This is a genomic window from Duganella sp. 1411 (assembly GCF_017833525.1).
In the GTDB taxonomy this organism is placed as follows: domain Bacteria; phylum Pseudomonadota; class Gammaproteobacteria; order Burkholderiales; family Burkholderiaceae_D; genus Rugamonas.
Map to the genome: position 1 here is coordinate 1,065,412 of NZ_JAFICD010000002.1, position 25,584 is coordinate 1,090,995.

A 25,584-nucleotide genomic window follows, 5' to 3' on the forward strand; every position below is an offset into this window, starting at 1 on the left:
CTCAGAAGCGCCGGCTGAACTGCGCGCCGAAGATACGCGGGTTGGAATCGTTGACAAAACCGGTCAGATTATTGAAGTCGATACCCCCCACCAGCTGCACGCGGTTGGTGATATTGCGGCCGAACAGCGCCACCTCGTTGCGGTCATTGTCCCATTTGTACCCGAGCCGCAATCCCCCTGTCAACAACGGCTTGCCGGTGAACTCCGCCGACCGGTACAAGGTGAAGTTGACGGCGCTGCGGTAGACCCAGTCGGTGTAGGCGTAAAACTCGCCGTTGGCGACCGGGTACGTATATTTCAGCGACGTGTTGGCGCTCCAGCGCGGGGCCTGCGGCAGCGGATTGCCGTCGATCAGAACCAGCGTCGAACCGCCTTTGACGACGGTCGGATTGAGCACCGTGCAGGCCGCGCACGCGCCCACCGTCAAGCCGGCGTCCTTGATTTTGGTGTGGTTGTAGCTGCCGCCAAAACTCCACAGCAGATTCTCACCGAGATAGGCATCCAGATCGAGTTCCGCGCCACGGCCGGCGCTGCGGTCGGCGTTGAGCAGGATCGCCGAGTTGGAGGTGCCGCCGACCGCCGTCAGTTGCAGATCCTTGACGGTGTAGCTATAGATATCGAAGCTCAGGCGCGCCCGGCGCTGCATCAGGTCCGTCTTGAAGCCAACTTCATAGGAGACGATGGTTTCCGGCCGCGCCACCGACATCGGATTGAACGTGGCCGCCGGTTGAATGGTCGCGCCCCGGAAGCCGGTGGCGACGCGGGCATACAGGTTGGCCGCGTCGGTGAGTTTGTACACGCCGCTCATATCCCAGTTGACCTTGGACACGCCGGTGCCGGCCGCCAGCCCGGTCGAGGCGTCGATATCGGACCCGCCGCGCGGCAGGTTGTCCGGCTCCGTGACCAGATCCTTGTTATCGCGCGTGTAGCGCACGCCGGCGCGCAGGTTCACGCGCGGGGTGACGTCGTAGTTGGCCGATCCGAATACGGCATAGGCGTCGTTCTTCTGGTGCGAACGGATGTCCGACGTCAGCGCGCCGCCGCCCAGTGTGTCGTAGCTGTAGCTGTCGATCTGGTAGCGCTCATCGAAGTAGAACAGGCCGGCCTGCCACCTCAGCGCCTGCGCCGCGTCGAACTCCAGCCGTAGCTCCTGCGTGAACTGGCGGTGGCCCTTGGTGCCGTCGGCCGATTCGACCACGAACGGAATCAAGCCCGGACCGGACGGCGGCGCATACACCGCGCCATAACCGCCGTCGATGTCGCCGCGGCTGAACACCCGCACGGTTTCGTAGCCGGTCACCGAATGCAGCGTGACGCCGTCCAGGCGCCACTTCAACCGCAGGCTGCCGCCGTAGTTCTTCAGGTTCTGGCCATTCCCGCCATCGGTGGCGACACTGCCGATGTCAAAGCCGGGCACCAGCGCATCGGTCCCCTTCTGGATGATATTGGCGCGAAACAGCGACGCGCTGCCGTTCATGATGCGCTGGTGCAGATTGGCCAGCGCCTCGAAACCGCCGCTTGGCTTGTACAGCAATTGGGCGCGCACGGCGCTGTCGTTGTAGCCGCCATACTGGTCCGAGGTGCCCTGGCGCGAATTGCCGATCCAGTCATCGCGGTGCTGGCCAAGCACCGACACCCGCGCCGCCCAGTCGCCGCCCAGGGGAAGATTGAGCGCGCCTTCGACGCTGGAGGTGTTGTGCGTGGCGCCGGACAAGGTCAGGTAGCCGCCCGGCGTCTGCGACGGCCGCACCGAGTCGAACTTCACCACGCCGGCCGGCGTGTTGCGGCCGAACAGGGAGCCCTGCGGCCCGCGCAAGACCTCGATGCGTTCCAGGTCGAACGCCGGGAAGCCCTTGAGCACGGGACTTTCCTGCACCACGTCGTCGTAGATCAGGGACACCGGCTGCGACGCGTTCTGATGAAAATCGACGTTGCCGTAACCACGCAGGTAAAAGCGCGGGAAACCGCGGCCAAATGATGATTCGACCTGCAGGCTGGGCGCGCGTCCCGCCAGCATCTGCATGTCCTGGCCGCCGGAGTTGAGCGCGTTCAGCGTCTCCTCGCCGATGATGGTCGCCGAGACGGGCACGTTGCGCACGTTTTCCGCGCGCCGCTCCGCGCTCACGGTCACGGTCTGCAACTGGCCGGGGGGCGCCGGCTGGCGCGCCTGCTCCCGGGTTGGTTCCCCGTCCCGCTCCTGCGCGCCCACGATGACCGGCAGCGCCGTCACCGCCAAGGCCATACCCACCATGGCCGCCCCTTCAAAGTTCAGCATCCGCATACAAGTTCCTCCCGCGTTGGTTTGATTAGCTTTTATATCCGTAGTAAATTCTATAGTGGTACGGACCTCAATTCGATATATTTTTTTATTTTTGATCATTTGTTGGGTTTACGGCGAATTGCGGTTGAGTTTTTTCTCAATGGATGCAATCATGGTACGTACCACTAAACATCCAGACAAAAATGACTACTGCCTACAGCCCACCCGCCTACATCACCTTCACCGGCATCGACCGCGCCGATCTGCTGCCCGGCATGCTCGCGCTCTCAGCGCGCTACCCGATCGAATGGGGCGTGCTGTTCGACCTCGCCCAGGAGGGGGCGCCGCTGTTCCCCTCCGAGGGCGTGCGGCGCGTCCTGCAAAGCGCGCCGCTGCGCCTGTCGGCCCACATCTGCGGCGCAGCCGCGCGCAGCATCGTCGAAACCGGCGACGCCGCGCTCGACCTGGCCGGGTTTTGCAGGGTGCAGATTAACCACGGACGCGCCGGCAGCAGCGACAGCGAGATCCACAACAGCGCCCTCTTTGGCGCCCGCCATGGCGTGCGGGCCGCGCTGCAATGCCAGGGCGACTTTCCCACCGACGCTCGGGTCGACTGGCTGTACGACGTCTCGTTCGGCACGGGGGTGAGGCCGGCAACCTGGCCGGCGGCCAAGGCGGGACTGCCCTTCTGCGGCTACTCGGGCGGACTCGGTCCGGACACGGTGTTCGACACGCTGCGAAAATTCGAGATCGGCGCGGGCGCGGCCTACTGGATCGACATGGAATCGGGCGTACGCACCGGGAACCGCTTCGATCTGGCAAAATGCGAAGCCGTGTGCAGCATCGTCTTCGATGGGCCCCAACCGTAAACTGGAGATCACATTGCGGCGAACTTTTATGATCATGGCCTGCGCGCTGGCCTTATCGGGCGCGCTGCCCGGCCTGGCGGCGACCAGCACCCCCAAGATCATCATCGACAGCGACTTCGGCACCCTCAACGACGACGGCCAGCTACTCGCGATCGCCGCGCAGTTGCAGGCGCGCGGCCGCCTCGAGGTACTAGGCCTGACCGTGGTCTCCGGGAATAAATGGTTGCGGCAGGAGGTGGGCGACGCGCTCAAGGCGGTCGAACGACTCGGCATCGAGCGGCAGGTCGGGGTCTACGCCGGCGCCAACCTGGCGCTGTCGCACGACCTGGCCACCATCCGCGAAGAACAGCGACGGCATCCGGGCGGCGACGGCTATCTGGGCGCGTGGAATTGGCCCGAGCCCAAGTCGGACACCGACGTCAACGCCCCGCCGGACGGCCGCGCCCAACACACCAAAGTGCGCGACCAGCACGCCGCCGACTTCATCGCCGACAGCGTCCGGCGCCATCCCGGGCAGGTCACGATACTGGCCATCGGGCCGCTGACCAACATCGCGCTGGCGGTGCGGCGCCATCCCGACATCGTGCCGCTGATCGGCCAGATCATCTACATGGGCGGCGCGTTCGACGTACCCGGCAACACCACCAGGACGGCGGAATTCAACTGGTGGTTCGATCCGGAGGCGGCGCGCGAGGTACTGCGGCTGCCGCTGCGGCACGTGATCTTCCCGCTCGACGTCACCAACACGGTGCAGATCGACAAACAGGTCTACGACCGCGTGGTCTACGGCGTGGCCAGGGACGGCATCATCGCCAGCTTGTTCAAGCAGCTCAACGGCTATGGCTACGACGGCAAGAACGGCTTCGAGACCAATCCAGGCTATCGCACCGACGTCTGGGACACGCTCACCCTCGCCTATCTGATCGATCCGACCTACGCGACCCGCACCGCGCGGCTCTGGATCGATGTCGACACCACGGTGGGCGCCGACAATGGCCGCTCGATCGGCCACGCGACGGCGCAGCCGGGCCTTCAGCCGGCGACGGTGGTGCAGCGCTTCGACAACCGGCGCTTCTTTGATTTCTATGTCGATGGCCTGACCGCGCCGGTGCCGGTGGCGCCGCTTCGGCCATGAGCAAACAAGGACCTGCGGGGTGCGGCAACGCGGAGCTATTCGGCCATCCCCGCGCACCTCACCGACCGCCCGCGTCGGCTCGAAGCACGTGCCAGTACGGCGCAAATCCTTCCCGCACACACTCCCCCACTAACTCGAGGAACGGCCCCGTGTCGCCCTCCACATGCGCGATGTCCAACGCCTCGCAATAGGCCAACCGCCGCTCCACCGGCACCACGATCGCGGGGAACCCCGCCTTCAATAACTCCAGGTTCAACAGCAGCACCAGCGCTCATTTTGATTTTTCGACTGCTCGCGCATTGAGCGCGTGCCATCCTAAAGCCGTCAAATTCGTACACCGGCAGTTCCAATATCACCGGGCTAGCCTGGAGAAACGCGGCGCCACCCTTTCAGGGAGCATCGACAAGATCGGGCTGTTCCCGGCGCTGGCGGCGTTGGGAGTACTTTGGGCCGCACTGTCGAATGCGCCATACGGGCCCTGGTTGGTGATGCTGGTTCCGATCATTTTTGTGTTTCATCTTTTGAATCTCTACTCGTTTGGAATTCAGTTGAAACTGGACCGGATGCTGGCAGTGCTGGAGTATGTGGCGGCGGGGAGCGCAGCGGCTAAAGCGCCGTCCACGACGCCGTCGTGACGGCACCCGTCGCCACGCCGTGGACGTTCGACCGCGTCAGAAAAGATGGGAGAACAGCCAGAACAGCGAACCGGAGAGCAGTATCGCCGCCGGCAAGGTGAGCACCCACGCCAGCGCCAGGTTACGGACCGTCGACCATTGCAGGCCCGAGCGGTTGGCCGCCATCGTGCCGGCGACGCCGGACGACAGCACATGGGTGGTCGACACAGGCAGGCCGTAGATATCGGCCGCGCCGATGGTCAGCATCGCCACCAGTTCGGCCGAGGCGCCCTGGGCATAGGTCAGGTGCGACTTGCCGATCTTTTCGCCCACCGTGACGACGATGCGTTTCCAGCCGACCATCGTACCGAGGCCCAGCGCGATCGCCACCGCCACCTTGACCCACAACGGGATGAACTTGGTCGCATCGTCCAGCTCCTTGCGGAATGCCTTCAAGTTGGCGCTGGTGTCGGCATCGAACGGCACAGCCTTGCTCTTGTCGAGCAGGCGCAGCGCCTCGGCGGCCAGGTACATGTCGTTCCGCACGTTGCCCACGGTTTCGGCCGGCACCTTGGCGAGCGAGCCATGCTGTTTCACCGCCTGGCCGATCTCGCCCGTCAGCGCCGCCAGCGCCGGCACCACAGCCGGTTGCATGTCTTTGCTGCGGATATACGCGGACAGCACGGCGCGCGGATCGGCAACCGGCAGCGAGGCGGGTGCGGAATATTTACCCAGCGATTGCTGGGTGACCTGGCTGACCGCGACGAATTGCGTCACCTGTTCCACCGGCAGCGCGCGGTTGAGCGCATAGGCCATCGGTACCGTGCCGACCAAAATCAGCATGATCAAGCCCATGCCTTTTTGCCCGTCGTTGGAGCCGTGCGCGAAGGAGACGCCGGTGCAGGTCAAAATCAGCAGCGCCCGGATGTACCAGGGCGGCGGCGTGGCGCCCTGCGGCGCCTCGTACAGTTCGCGACGCTTGACCACCGCGCGCAGCACCAGCAACAGCAGCGCGGCGAAGCCGAAGCCCACGAGCGGCGACAACAGCAGCGAGTAGCCGACCTTGGTGGCCTGGGCCCAGTCGACACCGCTGGTGCCGTCACGCCCGTGCATCATGGCGTTGGCGATGCCAACTCCAAGGATGGAACCGATCATGGTGTGCGACGACGACGCCGGCAGGCCCAGCGCCCAGGTGCCCAAGTTCCACACGATGGCGGCGATCAGCAGCGCGAACACCATCGCAAAGCCCGAACTGGAACCGACCTGCAGGATCAGTTCCACCGGCAACAGGGAGATGATGCCGAAGGCGACGGCGCCGCTGGAGGTGAGCACCCCGAGGAAGTTGAAGCAGCCGGACCATACCACGGCGGTGTTGGCGGGCATGGAATTGGTGTAGATCACGGTGGCGACCGCGTTGGCGGTGTCATGGAAGCCGTTGACGAATTCAAAGCCGAGCGCAATGATCAGCGCCACGCCGAGCAGAATGTAGGGCATCCAATTGGTCGAGACCGGACCGGCCTCGGTGACGTCGGCGCGCAGGCTGTAGGCGCTAAACGCCAGGCCAAAGGCCAGCAGAACGAAAAAGATGGCCGCGGTGAGCGGGGTGTTTTTGCTGTCCGCAGGACTCAGGCGGCCCGCTTGCGCGACGGTGTTCATGCAGTTCAGCTCCGTGTAGAAAAAGGTAACTGAATTTACTGCGCGATGGTGACCTGTGTGTGACTATGGTGCGGAACGGCTATTCGGCACCGGTATGCATCCGGCTAAAGGGAGGGAACACATGAAGCACATATGCTTGCTGCTAGTGACTGGCGCGCTTGCTTTAGACGGACACGCCAGGATGCCATCCAAAGTGGCCACCGTCAGTTGCCTCGCCGCTCAAGCGATGTCGTCGTCCGTGAAGTGGCAGCCGATTTCGACCGCCGAGATTTATTCGGAAGATGATTACAAGGATGGTTTCAATGCGACTTATTTCATTATCTTGAACGGGAAGCAGGTTGGGTACGCCGAGCGAGGAGAGGACAAGGCGATTCTTTATGGAGATGAGATTTTTCTGGTTGCGCGGGCTCGCATGCTTCCCGGCTTTGATGTGCGCCCGACTGAACTCAACCCGTTCTTGGCGGATTGGGCAACCGTAACAGACGGAAGCGGCAGCTATCTCTGCGTCAGTTTTCCGTTTGGCGACCTCGGACAAAGCGGAAGTTTCCAGAAGAACCGCAGTGCTTATCTGATGGCTATCGGCCACGGCAAGGGGCGGCGGGTTCTTTATGCTGCTGGCGGAAATATCGACCTCTTATTGAAGTGACGAGCGCAAAACGATATTAATGTCAAAAGTACTTTTACCATTCCGCACGCAGCTCCTGCTCGTAAAAAAGGCCATCCTTGGGCTTGCCTGGCTCACCCGTCCATACTGGAGCATCACCTTGAAGTATGGCGAGCGGCTTCGCCCGCCTCACCTCGAGCGTGTCTCCAGTCACGTCGGCCGGACGCACATTTTGAAGCGAGTCCTTAAGTTTCATCGCGATGACCATTTCCGTTGAGAGACGTTTTTCACGCGCCTCGGTCTCAAGGGCAACTAGGTCGCGATCATCCAGGCTCACGGTAATTTTTCGCATGACTACCCCATGTCGTTGGTCCGTAAGACGCAGTGTAGCGTAACTAGCTTCGAGGGCCATTGTGATTGCATGCCATAACGGCCGCATAGCTTTAGGGTGGGTTGGCTCAAGCCATAATCGATCGTATCGTCGTCTGGCTGTAGAGGGATTCAGCTAAACGTGGACGAAGAAGGGTTTTCGAATTCTTGCAGAAGATAATAGAAAATCGCCAGAACTGACACGCGATCTTGAGCGTGTTCAGGGTGGCGGTTTTTTTGTTTTTTTGGCGGAAGCGGTGTAATCCGAACAATCCCAGTATATGCGGCTTCCATCACTCCGCATCTCTAGGGTACCTACAAGCGTACCTACATGTGGAAGTTTCCCGAATTCGAACTCCGACTCGCCGACGTTACAATACTTGAAATCAAAAAAGACAACCCCACATGATATCCGTGGGGGAAATTTGATTGCCTTGCCCACAGACCAATAACTAGGGGGACACATGAGCAGCATACCGTTTAACCAAATATGCGTTAAAAACAGCGGCAACAAGGATTCGGAGTACGTCTTTTTCCAGGTAACGGAAAACTGCGATCTGGGCCATTTCATCATCGCTGACAACACCTTCGATCTCCAAGGCCTGCTATCTAATAAGCTCCGCCATGTGTACGCTTTCCCGCGACATGTTGTGAAGAAAGGCGAATACGTCATGCTTCACACCCATGAGGGAAGAAACGACATCATCCCTGCCTCAGCACTGTCCGGCACTGTTCACAACTTCTACTGGAATCTCAAGGAACACGTCTGGAACAAAACTGGCGATTCAGCTCATTTCTTGGATATTCGCGCCTCCCTAAGCCACAAAGTAGGGCCGCATACTGAATAATTGCCCGCCGAACTGACATTACAACTCAATCGTGCCGGACTAGTCATCGGACCGGCCTATCAAAATTTCAGGGGATGAGCATGAACCACCCGATTTCCTCGCGTCCAACTACGCTTCCCGACCTCTGCATTTTGTGCGGCGAGGCGGATGCTGTAAGCAAGGAGCATGTTTACGCTGCCTGGATTGGCCGGATCCACAAATTCGGAGCTATCAAAGCTCACTATCAAAAGACCTCTGCGACCGGTACTACCAAGACCACCGAGGATAATTTTCTGGATAAAACCTTGCCGGTGCTCTGCGACGCCTGTAACACAAGATGGGGCAGCGATCTACAGGACGCAGCATCAGCGATTCTTAAGCCGCTCATTAAAGGCGGCGAGTGGCCAGCATTGTCTCGCAAGAAGCTCCATGCGATAGCTATGTGGGCGACGTCCTTTGCGATGGTTCGGGAATATATGTATCCGGAATTGGTCACCTTTGAGCAAGAAAAGCGAACGCGGTTTCGTAAAGAGGAAACTATTCCCGAAGGAATTAATGTGTGGATGGGGGCGTACGACGGTACGCGGGATCTCCTAACTTGGCACCGCGCCATGTTCGACGGATTCGACACCGGTGTATCCCAACCCAACACCGCTCTTTTTGTCTTTACAATATACAAAGTAATATTTGTAGTTTTTTCCACATCGTCGGTGGAGCTCGCCAGTCCCTATTCGACGCGGAACTACATGTTGGGCAGATGCGCGCATGCTCATAATTTAAGGCGAGTATGGCCCAACGAAGGCATTTTTCCTGCTGGACGTCCGCTGCCCGTCGAGTCGGTCGAAAACCTCATGCCCGAGCTCTACGATCAACTAGCGGGCGATGCTAAATGGCTCCTAGACCGAGGTTGACGCGCGGGACTCAAAATCCCGCGCCGCAAGGCGTGCCGGTTCGATTCCGGCTCCCGGCACCACTAGTATTCATGCTGGCTCCAACCAGTTTACGCTGCTTGAAGCCCGTTTCATTTAGTTCCGCAAAAACTATCGAGTTCCGCAAAAAACCTAGCGCGCCATCAATATGGGCCGGGACGAGGGGCGCAAGGTATCAGGGGGCGGGGTCAAGTCTAACATTCTTACACGAACTCCTCCTGCTTCCGCTAACGAAGTTCCTTCCGCGACAACGTTAGTAGCCGCATCGGTAATCTTCCAATAAAAATATTGCAAGCAAAATCGGGAAAACCCGGTCAGATGAAAAGCCTCGCGTCCTGTCGCGCGAAGCCGCCCTGCTTGACGGCAGCTTGCCGATTCGGACTGCTAGCGCGAGTACGCGCGAGAGCCTTGAATCTCACAATAGGAGCGCGCAGGAACTCCCCTGGTTTCCGCGAGGAAATAGAAAACCCGCCAGCACTGAAACGCGATCTTAGCGTGTTCAGGCTGGCGGGTTTTTTTTTATTTCCTGGCGGAAGCGGTGAGATTCGAACTCACGAACGGCTCACACCGTCGGCAGTTTTCAAGTCTTTAAATTTAGTTAGAGAATTCAAGGACTTGCCCTCCAATCACTTCCGCAAATACCCTCCAAATCCCGCGCCTAACCCATTGATTCTATTCATCTGCGGAATCGCTTGCGGAAACGATTTTGGTAAGCAATTAGACGGCGAATCCCAGGCTTCGCCCATGTGTTACTGCGAGAAACGAGGCGACACGACTTGCCCGCAGGCACCAAGGATTTCCTGAGACTTAGACTAGACCTCGCTCAATGTGACCCGTCGATTTCGATATCAATATGAGGCCATGGTCGTCCCCATTGTGGTGCGCACCCTCTTCTTCAACTATCCGGGAGATAAAATGGCAATCGACGTATACCTGCAAATCGAAGGAATCAAGGGCGAATCGGCGGACTCAGCACATGTTGGCTGGATAGAAATTGACTCGGTGCACATGGGGGTAACGCAGCCCAATAGCAGCACTACCTCAACCGCCGGAGGGCACACAACAGGACACTCTGAGCATCGCGCCCTGTCGATCTCAAAGCTCGCTGACATCGCCTCGCCGGTCCTGATGCAACACTGTTCAATGGGCAAGACAATACCGAAGGCCAAGCTGGAATTCATGCGAGCCGACGCGGACGGTAAGCCCGTCAAGTACTACCAGGTTGAACTGGAAAATGTGTTGTTGTCGAGCATGGACCAGACTATGCGCGGCGGCGGCTTGCTTCAAGACCAAATAGGACTATGCTTTTCCAAAGTGAAGTGGGCGTACACGCAGCAGAAGATTGGTGGAGGCTGCGGAGGCAGCACCACCGGGGGGTGGGATCTAGCTGCCAAGAAGTGCGTCTGAGGAGCGGGAGTATGGCTACCTCCGGAGTTCCAATTCAGCCCAAAGACAGCCGTGGCTACTTCATGTTGCCGCAGGCGCCCGAGGATGCCGGCTATTACGTATATGGGAACGTTGGTAACGTGCCCAACACCGGTCACCTAGCGCAATACGCACACCCGGACTTGCTGTCAGTGATTTTTTATATCGAACGCGAGTGGCAAGCAATCTGCGACCGGAAGTTTGGTATAGGAAATATCAGCATCGACGGTGGAATTCCGTACGATGGGCATAATACTCATCTGCGTGGAATCGAAGTGGACTGCCGCCCGGTCCGGAAAGACAAGTTGACAGGCCCGGATGCGAGGGTTTCATACTTCGACGCGGTATATGATCGAGGAGCCACAATCAAGCTGCTGCGTCTCTTCGCGCAACATCCGGAAGTTAAAACCATATACTTCAACGACGCGGAAGTACAAAAGGCGATCGGCCGAGTGACAAGCTGCGCGGGCCATAATGACCATTTTCACGTTGAGCTATGGAGGCGCAAATGAACGCACGTCATGTATTCGCCATTTGTATGCTCCCACTATCTTCGCTGTCGCAAGCCACTGATACAACTAAGCCAGAAACGGGCCAGGCTCGCCCTTTGATCGGTAACTACCAAATCTATGGTGGTAGTGTGGCTGATATGCGTCCGCCGACGCCAGCGGACAGGAACCTAGCATTCAGGTTCGAGGGCCGGACCGCTAAGGATTTGTTCGACAATATCGGACCAGACGTGAAGAAAGAGAAGGCTTGCACGGATGACCCGGACTATCGGGAGCGGCGCAGAGGCCACCTCACTTGTGTCTACTGGAAGAGCAGCGGGTATAGGTGCCTTTTGGGACTTGATTTGCGGACGGGAGAGACAGCCAACGCGTCTACCTGCTGACCGTGCCGCCAAGCCGTCCGTCTGCAAGGCCAGCGTGCATTTAAAGGCCGCTTTCACGGCAAGCCAGCAGAGCTATGGCAGCCGGCGCCTGGTCACCGCCATGGCCAACGCAGGCTTTACCATCGGGAGTTACAAGGTGCGCAGCTTGTTGCGCCAGGCCGCGCTCGAGCCGGTGTGGAAGCGCAAGTTCGCTCACACCACCGACAGCAAGCACGACTTGCCGATCGCCGCCAACGTGCTCAATCGACGATTCAATCCGGTAGCGCCGAACCTCGCGTACGCCACAGACATCACCCGCACAGGCAGCGGATGGCTCTATCTCGCCATCGTGCTGGATCTTACGCCCGCAAAGTGGTCGGCTGGGCGATGGCGCCGAGCATGCCCGCCAAGCTCGTTTGCGACGCCTTGCAGATGGCGATCACGCATCGGCGACCGCCACCGGGGCTCATTGTTCATTCAGACCGCGGCAGCCAATACGCCAGCGAGCTGTATCAGAACATGCTCAAGCAACATGGCTTCGGTTGCAGCATGAGCCGCAAGGGGAACTGCTGGGACAACGCCGTCGCCGAGCGCTTCTTCCTGAACCTCAAGATGGAACGTGTCTGGCAACGCCAGTATGCCAACCACGCCGAAGCCAAGGGCGACATCACTGACTACATCGTTGGCTTCTACAACTACACGCGCATTAATTCAGCACTGGGCAAGCTGCCGCCCGCCGTCTATGAACGGAAAATGGCAGTGAGCGAACCTATTGTTGTGTCCGAATTTACTTGACCACCGCACTACGCCCGCTTCCGCCAGGAAATAAAAAACCCGCCAGCCTGAACGCTCTCAAGATGGCGTTTCAGTGCTTGCAGGTTTTTTATTTCTTGGCGGAAGCGGTGAGAACTTAATCGCAAGCAATTTTCGCCCTCTTTTTCCGCCGTCGTTTTTCTAAAGCATTGATTTTCTTGATGATTTCCCACTACTTGGCGGAGGATGTGTCTCACCAAAGTGTCTCACTTGAAGACCATTAGTCCATGCTCACTAGACCATCCAGGCGGCTGGCATGATAGCATTCATGCAATCACTTTCAGCGGGGTAAAAATGGAGCATTCGTGCGATATAGAAATTAAAGTCAAGGAAATTGAGGACGGCAAAATCTATTTGAAGTGCTCTACATGCGAGAGAGACAACCAGCGAGGCGAACTCTTGACCAGCGTTTCTAAAACAGGTGAAGAAGACTGCCGGCATGGCAATTCTATAAGCTGGGGCTTGCGCTATGAGACTGTGAAATGCTGTGGTTGCGAAAGTGTCTTCTTTAGGGAAATTTCGTGGAACTCGGAAGATCTAGAGCATGACTACGACGAGAACGGCAGAACGATTACATGGGCAAACGAGACGGTCACGCTATACCCTGAACCCAAGAAAGAACGAAACACGATACGTGACTTCCATCTGCTCCCTCAAAGCGTTGGGAATGCACAAGAGGTTTGGATAGGATAGCTCTCCAACGTTCAAATAGGAAAAACGCTAGATGACTGCCGTCGCACCAGAATTCAGCATTGACGATTTTAAGCTTGCCGTCCCATCTTCAAGGCATAGTCAAAAGCTTGACTTTGCTTTGCAAGCATTTGCAAAGCGAAATTTCTACGCACACATATACTATGATGACTTTATGTCAGCTTCACGATTTATCGGAGTTGAACATATTGACTCATCAGGGAACTTGCGCAACAAATTTGAAGCCTATGCAACCGCCTACATTGCAAACGCACATGCAATGATTGACTCATTCCCGTATGTGATTTTTCTTGCTCTTCCTCCATTGACGTATGTTGATAAAAATGGCGCGAAAAAAAATATTTCGCCGTCCAATAGCAATTGGAATGACAATTTTTACGCTGCACTATCTATCCCGAAGTATCGGAAATTGTCCATTATGTTTCGCTCAATCTTGGAGAATGACGAAGATTTCGTGTTGCTTAGGTCACTCTCCAACAACCACAAACACAAGTTCTTGACTCGCATTTCTAACAATGCAAGGCGGTTGCGTTATGAAGTAATTGACCCCAATACGGGAAGAGTCAGGCATATAGAGATTGCAAAATTTTTTGCTAGGGTTCACAACAAGCTATTGCCAAGAATTTTCAAGTTGTATGAAGAGTTGCAGGCTTGCGCAAACAAATAATACTTGGGGGGGGGGGGGAATTCATGTCGGAAGAGAACAAGGACGGTGTAGAAGCTAGTATCAAGAAGTGGCTTAAAGAGACAGGCTTCCCGTTAGAAATGCAGGCGGCACATGTCTTCAACGAACTAGGCTACGATGTTCGGCAATCATACGTAGTCAAGGATATTCAAGAAGATAAGCCGCGAGAAATTGATATCTTGGCAAAGTATCCGTTTGAGCTGGACTTAGGCATTACAAAGATTTTTTGTATTCTAGAATGCAAATCATCAAAGCATCCGTGGCTTGTTTTTGACGGCGAAAACACACTGTCTAGCTACAACATGTTGCACTCGTTTGCCATCATGTCGCCTGACGCCTTTTCTGCAATCAGCGGCATTCTTTTTTCCGATAAGAGTCGCAAATCTTGGGAATTGTTCCAGCGTTCGCCCAAATGCGGCTATGCACTTCGTCAGCCGTTCTCGGACAAAGATACAGGCTATACGGCGGCGATGAACGTTCTTAAAGCTTGCCGCAACATGGTTGAGCCTCCGCAGAAAACTTCTCTTCCAAACATTAATGTCGCTTTTCCTATTCTTGTTGTAGATAAGCCGATTTTTGAATGCGCTTACGTAGAGGGTGAGCTTGTCGTCAAGGAAGTCCCCCATAGCAAATTTTTGTTCTCGTCCTATATTCCTGATTTAGCTGTGTCGCGTATTAATATTGTGCATATAGATCACTTGGACAGCTTCGCAAAGCACTACATCAATGTAGCAACGAAGTTACGTGAAATGCTTGCCGAAACCGAACAAAATGCTATGGAAAAAGCAAAGGGGAGATCGTGAAAAGAACTATTGCAATGCTCGTCTTGTTTGCTTCGTCTGCTTACGCGGCTGACACATGGGAGCATGTCGTTACGTCAGCAACAGGCAACAAATTTTACATCCGAAACATTGAGAAAAAAGACGATATCTATCAGTTTTGGCTGAAGATAGACAATCCGCCAATTTCGGAATGTAAAAATATTCAAGACAAGTCACCAGCATGTGACAAAGCCATAGAAAAAAACCCTATCGGCTCAATGACTTATAAAGCACAAATCAACTGCAAGACTAGCAAATCAAAGAGTCTTGACAATATTGTGTATGATCGGCGCGGCGATACTATCGGCATGACTTCGGAGACAGGCAAAGAGAAGTGGGAAACCGTGTTCCCTGATACGACAACTGAAGTAATACTCAAGAGACTGTGCAAATAAATAAGCCCCTTACGGGGCTTATTTATTTGCCAGCTAACTGATAAATTTTTTCGTTTAATGACCTGAACCTGCTAAATTTGACTTTGGTTCATCACGAAACGCGTCTCCCGCCGTGCAGGTGAATTGGTCAAACCGACCAGGTAACTCATGTGTCAGGCTCATACGTGACCTGGCACACGACGTCCGCCTGGCGACCGGCAGCATCCGCCCCGTTGCGGACGGTCGGCAACGATGCGGTATAACAATAAATCAGGTTATCGTAAAGCATTTCCAAGAACCGTCATCACTGCTTTCAATAGCTTGTTGGAGCGCTGCTTCGTCGAAGCCATGCAAATGATCAGCTGCGCCTTTCCGCAATCGGTGTCTGTAAAGATACTCGTCATCCATTATGCAAATGAAAGCATGCTGCTTCGTAGAGATTATCCATTCAAGTTGGCGATTTTCCTTAAATACGTGAATTTCAATCACATCTGACCACTGAACTTCCTGATGCTCACCGTTATTAGTAAAACTAAAACCACCCGTTAAAAATTTAAGCTGCTGATAGGGTAAAACGAAGGCTACGATAATAAAATAGATTGCGCCAACCAATCCAAGTATTTGGAATAATGTAGCTGCATGAGTGAAACCCGAATCTTCTGCAATTGCGATACTTATCCCCGCTGCGGCACTTAAGAACACAGTTATACCAAAGCGGAGATTTTTGAAAGAACTTATCTGCATAGTTGTATTTATAAACGCATGGTTTCGTCTCTGTGATGGTCGGCTATTGGCCGTTCTCAGCCGGCCGGCCAGCATAGCATGTTGCCAGCGCGAAAACATCACGTCCGGCCCCAACAAGCCGTTGGCGCCCCAAATCAGACATCGTCATTCAGAACTGAGCATCAGCGAAGCTGACACAAAATTCCCGCAGAAAATTATATTTAAGAGACGATATAATGCTGAAGCTTCTCTTTAGAGCCCGCATGCGTATCATTTTTTCCGAGAGACAACGAAGTATATGCGCCTGAGCTTATATTTGATATTAGAATCCAAAGGTCACTTCGGTCAACTTCAACGGGGAGTCTTGGGGGCCTACGTTGCTGATTAGCCGCCATTCTTTTTCATAACTCCATTCCGGTGCCTTCTGCAGCAATACTTTAGCGTCAAGCTTTGCGGTCGCAACGGCATGCTTTTGAATAATTGCAGCATCGATTAAGCTCGTCGAAATTTTTCGGTCGCCACTATAGTTTACAGGTTTTAAATCAGGTATTGGAATTCTGTCTATTGAATACCCAATACAAACTCCCCGGTGCTGGTCGCCGTAATGACTCCAAAGAAGTGGATTATCGTGTTCTTCGGAAAAGCAACAAATTCCCTTTCCGTAGCGATCCTGGAGTTCGGTCTCGATGTTATTCCGTAGCATGTTGATCTCTGCCTGCAATGGATCGTCATAGTCGGGGTTCGTCGCGTGGTACTGGATATAATCCAGTACGCGTGCCGCATCGAGCTGTGCGATTCGTAGAGCATGCGTGTTCGCCGAGTTTTCGTCGAATTTTGCGCTCTTCAGTGCTGCAATGGTTTCACCGTGCACGCGAGTAGAGATCAACTGTTGCAGGATCGTTTGCAAGCGTAGGGCATCAGAATCCACGTCGACAAAAGGACTGCAATCGAATGGGTCATTGAAATTGACTGGATTAGCAAAGAATAATACGTCATTGCACAACATTTCTACAGTCGAGGCGGAAAAGGACCTGTATCTATAGACAGTGCTTGGAATATTTTTCAAAATGATCCTTTAGACTACATTCTTTTATGGACAACACTGTGAATCGTCTGGTAAGTCTTACAGTACCAATTTCGCTGAGATGAAATTGTTTTGAACAAGTTAACTTTTACCGTTGTACTACGTAGGCAGGTGACCGTCCGGTTTTGGCCGTAAGCGCCTCTCGAACTTTAACTTAGCTGACAGTCAGTGTCAGGTCAAGCATTAGTCAGTACAACCCATGGAGTTGCGGAACGCCGTTCCGCAACTATGCAAATCCCGCGCAATTGCAACGCCTTGTCGTCAGATTACAATGTCTTCACGGAAAATGAAAAAGCCCTTGAATATCAAGGGCTTATCTAAGAATTTTGGCGGAAGCGGTGAGATTCGAACTCACGAACGGCTCACACCGTCGGCAGTTTTCAAGACTGCTGCCTTCAACCACTCGGCCACGCTTCCTATGGCGCAGCATTATACAGAACTCAACCCTTTTTGGGGAAAGCGGCCGAATCCTGCAATCCGCGCCGATCGATTCGGGCGGGCCGACGTGGTCGGCGACGAGCCCCGGACGGCGCTTGGCGGATTACGCTGCGCTAATCCGCCCTACGTGATTCCACGTTCGATTCCACGTTCGATTCCAGGTCCGGCGACTTGGCGGGCGCGGTCGTTGTTGTTCTTCTAAAAAACCTCAAGCCGCCCTGCTCGCCTGCCCCGGCGTCCAGTTCTGCCGCAGCGCCAGCTCGAAGGCCTCGGCTTCCAGCGGCTGCGAGAACAGATACCCCTGCACTTCGTCACAGCCGGAATTTTTCAAAAACGCCAGTTGCTCGACCGTCTCCACCCCCTCCGCGATGACCTTGTGCTTGAGCTGCTGCGCGATGCTGATGATCGTATTCGCGATCGCGCAATCGTTGGCATCGTTGGGTATGCCGATCGTGAACGAGCGGTCGATCTTCAAGGTATCGATCGGGAACCGCTTCAGATACGACAAGCTCGAATACCCGGTGCCGAAGTCGTCCAGCGACAACGTCACGCCCAGCGCCGTGATCCGGTCCATGATGCCGATCACGCGGTCGATGTTGTGCATCAACGTGCTCTCGGTGATCTCCAGCTCCAGCCACGACGGCTCGAGCCCGTAGCGGTTCAAGGTGTCCAGCACCCGCCCCGGCAGCGAGGCCGTGAACTCGCGCGCCGACACATTAACCGCCAGCCGGATCGGCGGCAGTCCGGCGTCCTTCCATTGCTTGGCCTGCGCGCACGCGGCCTCCAGCACCCATTCGCCCACCTGCACCACCAGCCCGGTCGCCTCGGCCAGCGGGATGAACTCGGCCGGGGGCACCAGCCCGCGCAGCGGATGGCGCCAGCGCACCAGCGCTTCGGCGCCGATGATCTTGCCGTTGTCGATGGAGAACTTGGGCTGGTAGTGCAGCAGCAGCTCGCCGTTGCCGAGCGCGTAGCGCAGCCCGGTCTCGATGCGCATGCGCTCCTGCATGCCCTGGTTCATGTCCTGGCTGTAGAAGGCCACGTGGTCGCCGTTGACGCCGCCCTCCTGCTTGGCGCGGTACATGGCGATGTCGGCCAGCCGCAGCAAGGTTTCGGCGTCGTCGCCGTCCTGCGGGTAGACGCTGATGCCGATGCTGCCGCCCACCCGCAAGTCGTGGCCGTCGATCATGAACGGGCTGTTGAGCGTGCCCAGCAGCTTTTGCGCGACCATGCTGGCCTCGAAGTGCTGGCCGAGGTCGAACAGGCCGATGGCGAATTCGTCGCCGCCCAGCCGCGCCACCAGGTCCTGGTCGCGCAGCACCGTGCGGAAACGCCGCGCCACCTCGCACAGCAGCGCGTCGCCGACCTTGCGCCCCAGCGTGTCGTTGATCAGCTTGAAGCGGTTGAGGTCGATGAACAGCACGCAGCCCTGCAGCTTGCCGCGCTGCGCCACCATCAACGCCTGGTCGACCAGCTTGGTCAACAGCGTGCGGTTGGGCAGGTTGGTCAGCGCGTCGTAGTACGCCAAATGGTGGATGCGCTCCTCGGCCAGCTTGCGCTCGGTGATGTCGGTCAGGTAGGCGATCAGCCCCATCGATCGCTTGTTGAGGTCGCACAGCGGCGACAGCGACAGGCTGGCCCAGAACACCTCGCCCGACTTCTTTTTGCGCCGCACTTCCATCAGCCGCCCGCCCTGCTCGAGGAAGGGGTCGTGCGCGTCGATGTCTTCCTCGTCGTACAGGAACAGGATGTTGCGCCCCACCGCTTCGACCGCCGTGTAGCCGAACAGCCGCTCGGCCCCCTTGTTCCAGCTGAGGATGAAGCCGTTCATGTCCATCGTGACCACCGATTCGTGGATGTGGTCGAGGATTTGCGCCTGGTGCTGCAGTTGCGATTCGACTTGCACGTAGGCGTGCGTGCTGCGCTGCGCCAGCGAGTGCACCTGCAGCACGCTGCCGGCCAAGGTGGCCAGGCCGGCCAGGTGGCGGCGGTCGCTGTCGCTGTAGCCGAGCCGTCCGGAGACGACGAAGCGGCCGAAATAGCGGTCCTCGAACCAGATGTCCTGCGTCAGGCTGGGGACGGCGGCGTCGTTGGCGGCCAGCACTTCCTCCACCGGCGGCGGGACCAGCAGCGAGACGGCGTCGGCCGGCAGGTATTCGCCCAGCGGGCTGTTGGTGACGCTGCGCACGATGCGCCCCAGTTCCTCGGCCATGGCGCCGCCGCGCAGGCGCAGCACGGCTTCGCACACGGCGGCGCTGTGGCTGAGGAAGTCCGGGACGAGATGGTCGGCCATGGCTCAGATGTTCCTGCTGACCTGGATGGCCCAGTGGTAGGCCTGCAGCTGCGCCTGCCAATAAACGTCGGCGTCGATGCCGGCCCGCGCGAGCGCGCCGCGGTCGTGGCGCTCGACCAGGCTGAGCAACTCGCCCAGCGGGCCGCCGCGGTCGAGCAGCGCCATGACGACGTCGAGGTCGAGGCTGAGCGCGGCGACGATTTCCGTCATCGACATGCCCAGCAACACGTCGAGCAGCGAGAACACGCCGGCGACGAAGGCCATGTCCTGCTGGTCGCGGTCCCAGCCGAGCACCTTGCCCAGCGCCTCCATGTGCGCCGCGCGCACCGCCGCCAGCGGCAGCAGCGGATGGGCCAGGCCGTCCTCCTGCTGGCGCGCGTACAGCAGCAGTTGCAGCCAGCGCTGCAGCTGGCGCCGCCCCAGCACGTTGATCGCCTGGCCGAAGCTGTGGATCGGCGAACTGAGCGCGAAGGCGGCCGAGTTGACCAGTTTTAACAGGTGGTAGGACAGCGCCGGATCCTGCTTGAGCAGCACCTCGAGCTCGCGCGAGTCGGCGTCGCGCGCCAGCATGCCCAGCAGCGCCAGCAGGCGCTTGCGCGAGGTGCCGTCGCCGGCGCTCTCGCGCGACGGATGCAGCGCGTAGTCGCCGCTGAACCAGTGGAAGCCGGCCTGCGCGCAGTCGGCGATGCGAGCCTCGCTGTGCATGCCGGTGGCCAGGTGCGGTCCCGGCTGGGCGATCAGCGCCAGCACCGGCGGCAGGCTGGCCGAGGCGTCCACCATCAGTGACTTGGCGCCGCACATCGTCGCGGCCGAGCCGGCGGCGACGCCTTCGATCATGATGCGGTAGCCGGCGTCGGCGACGGTGGCGAGTTTCTTTTGCACCGGCACCTCGGCGCAGCGCGCGGCCGGCACCCGCAGGACGACGCGGCCGGGGGGCAGGCCCGACAGCTGCGACAGCTCCAGCTGCGCCGGGTCCGGCACCGGGATGATGCAGTCGAGCGGCGCCAGCGCGGCGAACACGTCGGGCGTCCTGAACAAGGTCAGCGTGGCCTGGAAGGCGTCGCCCGCGTCGGCGGACAATTCGAAAGCCAGCGCCACCCACTCGTTGCGAGCGTTGGACACCGCTTGAAATTCCACCAGGGGAAACGGGCTAGTATCGGGCGCGGACATCAATTTCTCATCGAGGGTGGTGTGCGCAGCGGTTGTACCATCGGGCAGCAGAGTAATTTGCAATGGACCAGTATGGAAAACAACCGCCTACACACAGAAACATTTTTCTTTTTACACAATTGCAATTTTCTAAGCAGTTAGAATATATCAGATATTGCCGCGCAAACACGGAATATTAGAAATTGCTCAACAGTATTAGAGTTGCGGCACCAATCTGTTGCATCTAAACAAAGAAACAGAACAAACCAGCATGTCATTGGGCGTTCTGGACGGCGAAACGTATCAATTCGGCCTGTCCTTCGATGCCCAGCTTGCGCTTGATGTTGAGCCGGTGGGTTTCCACCGTGCGCACGCTCAGGTCCAGCGCGCGGGCGATCTGCTTGTTCGATTCGCCGTTGGCGATGTGGCGCAGCACCTCGTGCTCGCGCGAGGTCAGCTGGTTGTCCTGGTTCTGCGGCTGGGCCAGCTGGCGCGCCAGCGCGGCGCTGTAGTAGATGCCGCCGGACATGACGGTCTCGATGGCAACAACGATGTCCTTGCCCGGAGCGTCCTTGAGCACGTAGCCGCGCGCGCCGGCCTGGATCGCCTGCGACACGTATTCGAGCTTGTCGTGCATCGACAGGATCAGCACGGCGATGCGGGGGAACGCCTGCTTGAACTGGGCGGTGGCCTCGATGCCGTTGGTGCCGCGCATGTTGATGTCCATCAGCACCAGGTCGACGGCGCAGCGGCCGGCCTGCTCGAGCGCCTCGGCCGCGCCGCCGGCCTCGGCCACGACCTCGAACTGCGGCATCGCCTCGAGCCGCGCGCGCAGGCCGTCGCGCACCAGGGGGTGGTCGTCGACCAGCAGGATTTTGATGGTAGTCATGGCGCGCTTGTTCCCAATACTAAATAGATGCTGCGGTGGTTCATGGTAGCCGGTTTCAGCCGTTGTTGGCGGCGTACGCGCTCAGCACGGTGCCGTCGGCCGAGGAGACGATCTCGAAGCGCCCGCCGATGGCGTCCATGCGCTCCATCATATTGCGCAGGCCGATGCCGTGCTTGGGATGCAGCGCGATGCCCTCGGCGTCGAAGCCGCCGCCGTCGTCGCTGATGCGCAGGCCGACGCCGCGGCCGTCGCCGGTCAGCGCGATCTCGATGGCGCTGGCGCCGGCGTGGCGCTCGATGTTGGTCAGCGCCTCCTGGGCGATGCGGAACAGCACCGTGTTGGCGACGTCGGCCAGGCCGTCGGTGACGCCGCTGGCCTCGAAGCGCACCGGCGTGCCGCTGCTGAGCGTGTATTCCTGCCCCAGGTGGTGCAGCGCGGCGGCCAGGCCCAGGTCGTCGAGGATGGCCGGGCGCAGGTTGTGCGAGATGCGCCGCACCTCGCCCATCACGTTGCTCAGCTGCCCGGCCGCGTGCTCGAACACGGCGGGCGCGGCCTCGCGCTGCCCGGGCTGCTCCGACGCCAGCCGGATCAGCCCCGCCTCGATCTGCAGCTTGATCGACACCAGCCACTGGCTGATGCCGTCATGCAAGTCGCGCGAAAGCCGCGCCCGCTCCTCCTCCTGCGACTCGACCACCCGCTGCGCCAGCACCTTGAGCTTGGCGTCGGCGACGCGGAACTCGCTGATGTTGAGCGCCAGCCCGGAGCTGGCCACCGTCACCGAGGCGGCGATGGCGATGGCGGCGATCCACAGCATGGTGTTGTGGATGTTGCCCGATTGCTGGATGTCGATCTTGGCCAGCGCGCGGTCGACGTCGTCCAGATAGATGCCGGTGCCCATCATCCAGCCCCATTGCGGCATGGCGATCACGTAGCCGAGCTTGGCGACCGGCTTGCGGGTCGACGGCTTGATCCACATGTAGCGCTCCAGCCCGCCCCCGGCGCGGGCGCGCTGCAGCAGGTTCTGGATGGTCGGCCGCCCCAGCGCGTCGCGCAGCTCGAACAGGTTCTGGCCCACCAGCTCCGGCTGGCGCGGATGCATCAGGGTGTTGCCCTGCATATCGTACAAGAAGAAATAGCCGTCGTCGCCGTAGCTCAGCGAGCCCAGGATGCGCTTGGCCTCGGCCAAGGTGGCCGGGTCGCTGCGGCCGGAATTGTACAGGTGCGAGATCGAGTGCGAGGCCAGCGCGACGTAATGCTTGAGCTCGGCCTCCTTGCTGCTCAGATACGCCTGCTGGATGGTCTCGCGTTGCTGCTGTGCAAGCAACACCGACTGGTGGCGCACCGCCAGCGCGATCGCGCATAGCGCCAGGATCAGCGGCGTGATGGCCAGGAATATGACTTTTTGCCGCAACTTCATGAAATACCGCCCATCCGATAATACGATCCCCGCGATTTTACGCTGCCGCGCGCGCCCCGGCGTACGTAGTACTACCCATGCGCGCTGCGTAGTGCTGCGCTTGCGGCGATTATCAGCTTCGTGAATACTCGCCATAAGCTGCCAAGATGCCGGATTAACAAGGCCAAACAGGCAGCACGACATGAAGTGCACGACTTACCTTGGAGGAAGCATGAAAGCACTACCTACTACCCCCCAGACCCTGGCGAGCAAGCTCGGCTGGGCGGCGCTGGCCTTGGGCGGCGCCGCCGCGCTCGGCGTGGTGGCCTTGAAGCGCGGCGAGTCCGTCAGCGCGATCTGGATCGTCATCGCCGCCGTCTGCGTCTACCTGATCGCCTACCGCTTCTACAGCCTGTACATCGCCGACAAGGTGCTGGGGCTGGACGACAAGCGCATGACGCCGGCCGCCAAGCTCAACGACGGTCTCGACTACGTGCCGACCAATAAATACGTGCTGTTCGGCCACCACTTCGCCGCCATCGCCGGCGCCGGCCCGCTGGTCGGACCGGTGCTGGCCGCGCAGATGGGCTACCTGCCCGGCATGCTGTGGATCCTGGCCGGCGTGGTGTTCGCCGGCGCCGTGCAGGACTTCATCGTGCTGTTCATCTCGATGCGCCGCGACGGCCGCTCGCTGGGCGACCTGATCAAGTCGGAGCTGGGGCAGATCCCCGGCATGATCGCGCTCTTGGGCACCTTCATGATCATGGTCATCATCCTGGCGGTGCTGGCGCTGATCGTCGTGAAAGCCTTGACCGGCTCGCCGTGGGGCAGCTTCACCGTGATGGCGACGATCCCGATCGCGCTGTTCATGGGCGTCTATTCGCGCTACATCCGGGTCGGGCGCATCGGCGAGGTGTCGGTCATCGGCTTCGTGCTGCTGATGGCGGCCATCTTCGGCGGCCAGTACGTGCAGGAAAATCCGGCGCTGGCGCCGATGTTCAACTTCACCGGCACCGAGCTGACCTGGATGCTGATCGGCTACGGCTTCGTCGCCTCGGTGCTGCCGGTGTGGCTGCTGCTGGCGCCGCGCGACTACCTGTCGACCTTCCTCAAGATCGGCACCATCGTCGGCCTGGCGCTGGGCATCCTGTTCGTCGCGCCCTACCTGAAAATGCCGGCCATCACCAAATTCATTGACGGCACCGGCCCGGTCTGGTCGGGCTCGATGTTCCCGTTCCTGTTCATCACCATCGCCTGCGGCGCCGTGTCCGGCTTCCACGCGCTGATCTCGTCGGGCACCACGCCCAAGATGATCGAAAACGAAAGCCACGCCCGCTTCATCGGCTACGGCGCCATGCTGATGGAATCGTTCGTCGCCATCATGGCGCTCGTGGCCGCCTCGACCATCGAGCCGGGCATTTACTTCGCCATGAACTCCCCGGCCGCGCTGATCGGCACCACGGCCGAGTCGGCCGCGCAGGCGATCTCGCAGTGGGGCTTCTACGTCACGCCAGAGATGCTGGTCCAGACCGCCAAGGATGTCGGCGAGCACAGCATCATCTCGCGCGCCGGCGGCGCCCCCACGCTGGCCGTCGGCATGGCCCACATCCTGTCGAACGTGATCGGCGGCCAGGCCATGATGGCGTTCTGGTACCACTTCGCCATCCTGTTCGAGGCGCTGTTCATCCTCACCGCCGTCGACGCCGGCACCCGCGCCGGCCGCTTCATGCTGCAGGACTTGCTGGGCGCGTTCGCGCCGGCCATGAAGCAGACCGAAAACGTGTTCGCCAACCTGACCGCCACCGCGCTGTGCGTGGCGGCCTGGGGCTACTTCCTGTACCAGGGCGTGGTCGATCCGCTGGGCGGCATCAACACCTTGTGGCCGCTGTTCGGCATCGCCAACCAGATGCTGGCGGCGATCGCGCTGATGCTGGGCACCTGCGTGCTGTTCAAGATGAAGCGCGGCCAATACGCCTGGGTCACCGTGGTGCCGACCATCTGGCTGCTGCTGTGCACGCTGACGGCCGGCTGGCAGAAGATTTTCGACGCCAACCCGAAGGTCGGCTTCCTGGCGCACGCGGCCAAGTACCAGGGCGCGCTCGACGAGGGCAAGCTGCTGGCGCCGGCCAAGTCGGTGGCGCAGATGCACCAGATCGTGTTCAACGATTACCTGGACGCGTCGCTGGCCGGCTTCTTCGTCATCGTCGTGCTCAGCGTGCTGGTGTTCGGCATCCGCACCGTGATGCAGGCGCGCGCCAGCGCCAGGCCGACCGCGATGGAAAGCCCGATGGTGCTCGCGCCCAAGGTGCAATGATGCTGGGCGACATCGCCAAGGCCGGCCGTTATCTGGGGCAGAGCATGCGCCTGATGATGGGCCTGCCGGACTACGACACCTACGTCAGCCACCGGGAGGCCACCCATCCCGACGAGCCGATGATGACGTACGAGGAATTCTTCCGCGAACGCCAAGAGGCGCGCTACGGCGGCGCCGGCAAGCGCGGCGGCTGTTGCTAGCGCGTTGCTAGGGCGTTGTTAGGGCGTTGTTAGCGTCCCCTCCCGCCCCGTTCAAGGCCAAGGCCAAGGCCGGTTCCATGCGAACCGGCTTTTTTTTGCCTGTTTATATTTGCTCCGGAACTTTTTATCGCCCAA

General features: G+C 58.9%; 23 protein-coding genes, 2 tRNA genes and 1 pseudogene. 14 read left to right on the plus strand and 12 right to left on the minus strand.

Going from position 1 to position 25,584, the window contains the following annotated elements:
- Nucleotide 1: 1 nt before the first annotated feature.
- A complete protein-coding gene (locus tag JOD97_RS16340) occupies nucleotides 2–2,281 on the minus strand; it encodes a TonB-dependent receptor (protein ID WP_209719838.1) in 2,280 nt (759 codons plus the stop codon).
- 182 nt (nucleotides 2,282–2,463) lie between these two features.
- Here JOD97_RS16340 and JOD97_RS16345 point away from each other — a divergent pair, with 182 nt between their 5' ends.
- Both JOD97_RS16345 and JOD97_RS16350 read left to right on the plus strand, forming a co-directional pair.
- Entirely contained in the window at nucleotides 2,464–3,129 is a 666-nt protein-coding gene (locus tag JOD97_RS16345; RefSeq protein ID WP_209719840.1) for a hypothetical protein, read from the plus strand.
- Between the two features lie 34 nt (nucleotides 3,130–3,163).
- On the plus strand, nucleotides 3,164–4,264 hold the full coding sequence (locus tag JOD97_RS16350) for a nucleoside hydrolase (RefSeq protein ID WP_229264537.1): 1,101 nt from the start codon (nucleotides 3,164–3,166) through the stop codon (nucleotides 4,262–4,264).
- Nucleotides 4,265–4,322: 58 nt separating this feature from the next.
- Here the strand turns inward: JOD97_RS16350 and JOD97_RS16355 are convergent, their stop codons facing one another.
- On the minus strand, nucleotides 4,323–4,529 hold the full coding sequence (locus JOD97_RS16355) for a hypothetical protein (protein WP_209719846.1): 207 nt from the start codon (nucleotides 4,527–4,529) through the stop codon (nucleotides 4,323–4,325).
- A gap of 34 nt (nucleotides 4,530–4,563) precedes the next feature.
- Between JOD97_RS16355 and JOD97_RS16360 the strand changes: the two genes are divergently transcribed.
- Entirely contained in the window at nucleotides 4,564–4,899 is a 336-nt protein-coding gene (locus tag JOD97_RS16360; protein ID WP_209719849.1) for a hypothetical protein, read from the plus strand.
- Nucleotides 4,900–4,935: 36 nt separating this feature from the next.
- Here the strand turns inward: JOD97_RS16360 and JOD97_RS16365 are convergent, their stop codons facing one another.
- A complete protein-coding gene (locus JOD97_RS16365; protein WP_209719852.1) occupies nucleotides 4,936–6,534 on the minus strand; it encodes an inorganic phosphate transporter in 1,599 nt (532 codons plus the stop codon).
- 121 nt (nucleotides 6,535–6,655) lie between these two features.
- On the opposite strand from JOD97_RS16365, the gene JOD97_RS16370 reads away from it, so the two are divergent.
- On the plus strand, nucleotides 6,656–7,180 hold the full coding sequence (locus JOD97_RS16370; protein ID WP_209719855.1) for a hypothetical protein: 525 nt from the start codon (nucleotides 6,656–6,658) through the stop codon (nucleotides 7,178–7,180).
- A gap of 34 nt (nucleotides 7,181–7,214) precedes the next feature.
- On the opposite strand, the gene JOD97_RS16375 is transcribed toward JOD97_RS16370, so the two are convergent.
- Complete coding sequence (locus tag JOD97_RS16375; protein ID WP_209719858.1) at nucleotides 7,215–7,490, minus strand: hypothetical protein; 276 nt, start codon at nucleotides 7,488–7,490, stop codon at nucleotides 7,215–7,217.
- 481 nt (nucleotides 7,491–7,971) lie between these two features.
- Here JOD97_RS16375 and JOD97_RS16380 point away from each other — a divergent pair, with 481 nt between their 5' ends.
- Both JOD97_RS16380 and JOD97_RS16385 read left to right on the plus strand, forming a co-directional pair.
- Complete coding sequence (locus tag JOD97_RS16380; RefSeq protein WP_209719861.1) at nucleotides 7,972–8,355, plus strand: hypothetical protein; 384 nt, start codon at nucleotides 7,972–7,974, stop codon at nucleotides 8,353–8,355.
- 80 nt (nucleotides 8,356–8,435) lie between these two features.
- Entirely contained in the window at nucleotides 8,436–9,245 is an 810-nt protein-coding gene (locus JOD97_RS16385; RefSeq protein ID WP_209719864.1) for a hypothetical protein, read from the plus strand.
- 545 nt (nucleotides 9,246–9,790) lie between these two features.
- On the opposite strand, the gene JOD97_RS16390 is transcribed toward JOD97_RS16385, so the two are convergent.
- Nucleotides 9,791–9,897, minus strand: a tRNA-OTHER gene (locus JOD97_RS16390).
- Nucleotides 9,898–10,178: 281 nt separating this feature from the next.
- Between JOD97_RS16390 and JOD97_RS16395 the strand changes: the two genes are divergently transcribed.
- The 6 genes and pseudogenes from JOD97_RS16395 to JOD97_RS16420 all read left to right on the plus strand — a co-directional run bounded on the left by JOD97_RS16395 (nucleotide 10,179) and on the right by JOD97_RS16420 (nucleotide 14,984).
- Nucleotides 10,179–10,670, plus strand: a complete 492-nt coding sequence (locus JOD97_RS16395) for a type VI secretion system tube protein Hcp (RefSeq protein WP_209720510.1) — start codon at nucleotides 10,179–10,181, stop codon at nucleotides 10,668–10,670.
- 11 nt (nucleotides 10,671–10,681) lie between these two features.
- The gene (locus JOD97_RS16400) at nucleotides 10,682–11,200 is read left to right on the plus strand and encodes a penicillin-insensitive murein endopeptidase (RefSeq protein WP_209719867.1); all 519 of its coding nucleotides are present in this window, start codon (nucleotides 10,682–10,684) and stop codon (nucleotides 11,198–11,200) included.
- Nucleotides 11,201–11,581: 381 nt separating this feature from the next.
- Nucleotides 11,582–12,354 (plus strand): annotated as a pseudogene (locus JOD97_RS16405) (IS3 family transposase); the annotation flags it as partial.
- Nucleotides 12,355–13,096: 742 nt separating this feature from the next.
- The gene (locus JOD97_RS16410; RefSeq protein WP_209719874.1) at nucleotides 13,097–13,750 is read left to right on the plus strand and encodes a hypothetical protein; all 654 of its coding nucleotides are present in this window, start codon (nucleotides 13,097–13,099) and stop codon (nucleotides 13,748–13,750) included.
- Between the two features lie 23 nt (nucleotides 13,751–13,773).
- Complete coding sequence (locus tag JOD97_RS16415; protein ID WP_209719877.1) at nucleotides 13,774–14,571, plus strand: hypothetical protein; 798 nt, start codon at nucleotides 13,774–13,776, stop codon at nucleotides 14,569–14,571.
- The gene (locus tag JOD97_RS16420) at nucleotides 14,568–14,984 is read left to right on the plus strand and encodes a surface-adhesin E family protein (RefSeq protein WP_209719880.1); all 417 of its coding nucleotides are present in this window, start codon (nucleotides 14,568–14,570) and stop codon (nucleotides 14,982–14,984) included. The genes JOD97_RS16415 and JOD97_RS16420 overlap by 4 nt, the downstream gene beginning before the upstream one ends.
- A gap of 249 nt (nucleotides 14,985–15,233) precedes the next feature.
- Here JOD97_RS16420 and JOD97_RS16425 read toward each other — a convergent pair whose 3' ends face one another.
- The 7 genes from JOD97_RS16425 to JOD97_RS16455 all read right to left on the minus strand — a co-directional run bounded on the left by JOD97_RS16425 (nucleotide 15,234) and on the right by JOD97_RS16455 (nucleotide 22,956).
- Nucleotides 15,234–15,809 carry a hypothetical protein gene (locus JOD97_RS16425; RefSeq protein WP_209719883.1) on the minus strand — a complete coding sequence of 192 codons (576 nt, stop codon included), beginning with the start codon at nucleotides 15,807–15,809 and terminating at the stop codon, nucleotides 15,234–15,236.
- A gap of 199 nt (nucleotides 15,810–16,008) precedes the next feature.
- Complete coding sequence (locus JOD97_RS16430; protein WP_209719886.1) at nucleotides 16,009–16,752, minus strand: DUF2971 domain-containing protein; 744 nt, start codon at nucleotides 16,750–16,752, stop codon at nucleotides 16,009–16,011.
- A 345-nt stretch (nucleotides 16,753–17,097) separates the two neighbouring features.
- Nucleotides 17,098–17,187 (minus strand) — tRNA-Ser (locus JOD97_RS16435).
- A 229-nt stretch (nucleotides 17,188–17,416) separates the two neighbouring features.
- Nucleotides 17,417–19,501 carry a bifunctional diguanylate cyclase/phosphodiesterase gene (locus JOD97_RS16440; RefSeq protein WP_209719888.1) on the minus strand — a complete coding sequence of 695 codons (2,085 nt, stop codon included), beginning with the start codon at nucleotides 19,499–19,501 and terminating at the stop codon, nucleotides 17,417–17,419.
- A gap of 3 nt (nucleotides 19,502–19,504) precedes the next feature.
- Nucleotides 19,505–20,671: an EAL and HDOD domain-containing protein gene (locus JOD97_RS16445; protein ID WP_209719890.1), complete on the minus strand. Its 1,167-nt coding sequence runs from the start codon at nucleotides 20,669–20,671 to the stop codon at nucleotides 19,505–19,507.
- Between the two features lie 253 nt (nucleotides 20,672–20,924).
- Nucleotides 20,925–21,539 carry a response regulator transcription factor gene (locus JOD97_RS16450; RefSeq protein ID WP_209719893.1) on the minus strand — a complete coding sequence of 205 codons (615 nt, stop codon included), beginning with the start codon at nucleotides 21,537–21,539 and terminating at the stop codon, nucleotides 20,925–20,927.
- A gap of 55 nt (nucleotides 21,540–21,594) precedes the next feature.
- Nucleotides 21,595–22,956 (minus strand): cache domain-containing protein, encoded by a 1,362-nt coding sequence (locus JOD97_RS16455; protein ID WP_209719896.1) that lies wholly within the window; start codon nucleotides 22,954–22,956, stop codon nucleotides 21,595–21,597.
- Between the two features lie 211 nt (nucleotides 22,957–23,167).
- On the opposite strand from JOD97_RS16455, the gene JOD97_RS16460 reads away from it, so the two are divergent.
- Together JOD97_RS16460 and JOD97_RS16465 are read left to right on the plus strand one after the other, a co-directional pair.
- Nucleotides 23,168–25,249: a carbon starvation CstA family protein gene (locus JOD97_RS16460; protein ID WP_209719899.1), complete on the plus strand. Its 2,082-nt coding sequence runs from the start codon at nucleotides 23,168–23,170 to the stop codon at nucleotides 25,247–25,249.
- Nucleotides 25,249–25,449, plus strand: a complete 201-nt coding sequence (locus JOD97_RS16465) for a YbdD/YjiX family protein (RefSeq protein WP_209720512.1) — start codon at nucleotides 25,249–25,251, stop codon at nucleotides 25,447–25,449. The genes JOD97_RS16460 and JOD97_RS16465 overlap by 1 nt, the downstream gene beginning before the upstream one ends.
- The last annotated feature ends 135 nt before the right edge of the window (nucleotides 25,450–25,584 follow it).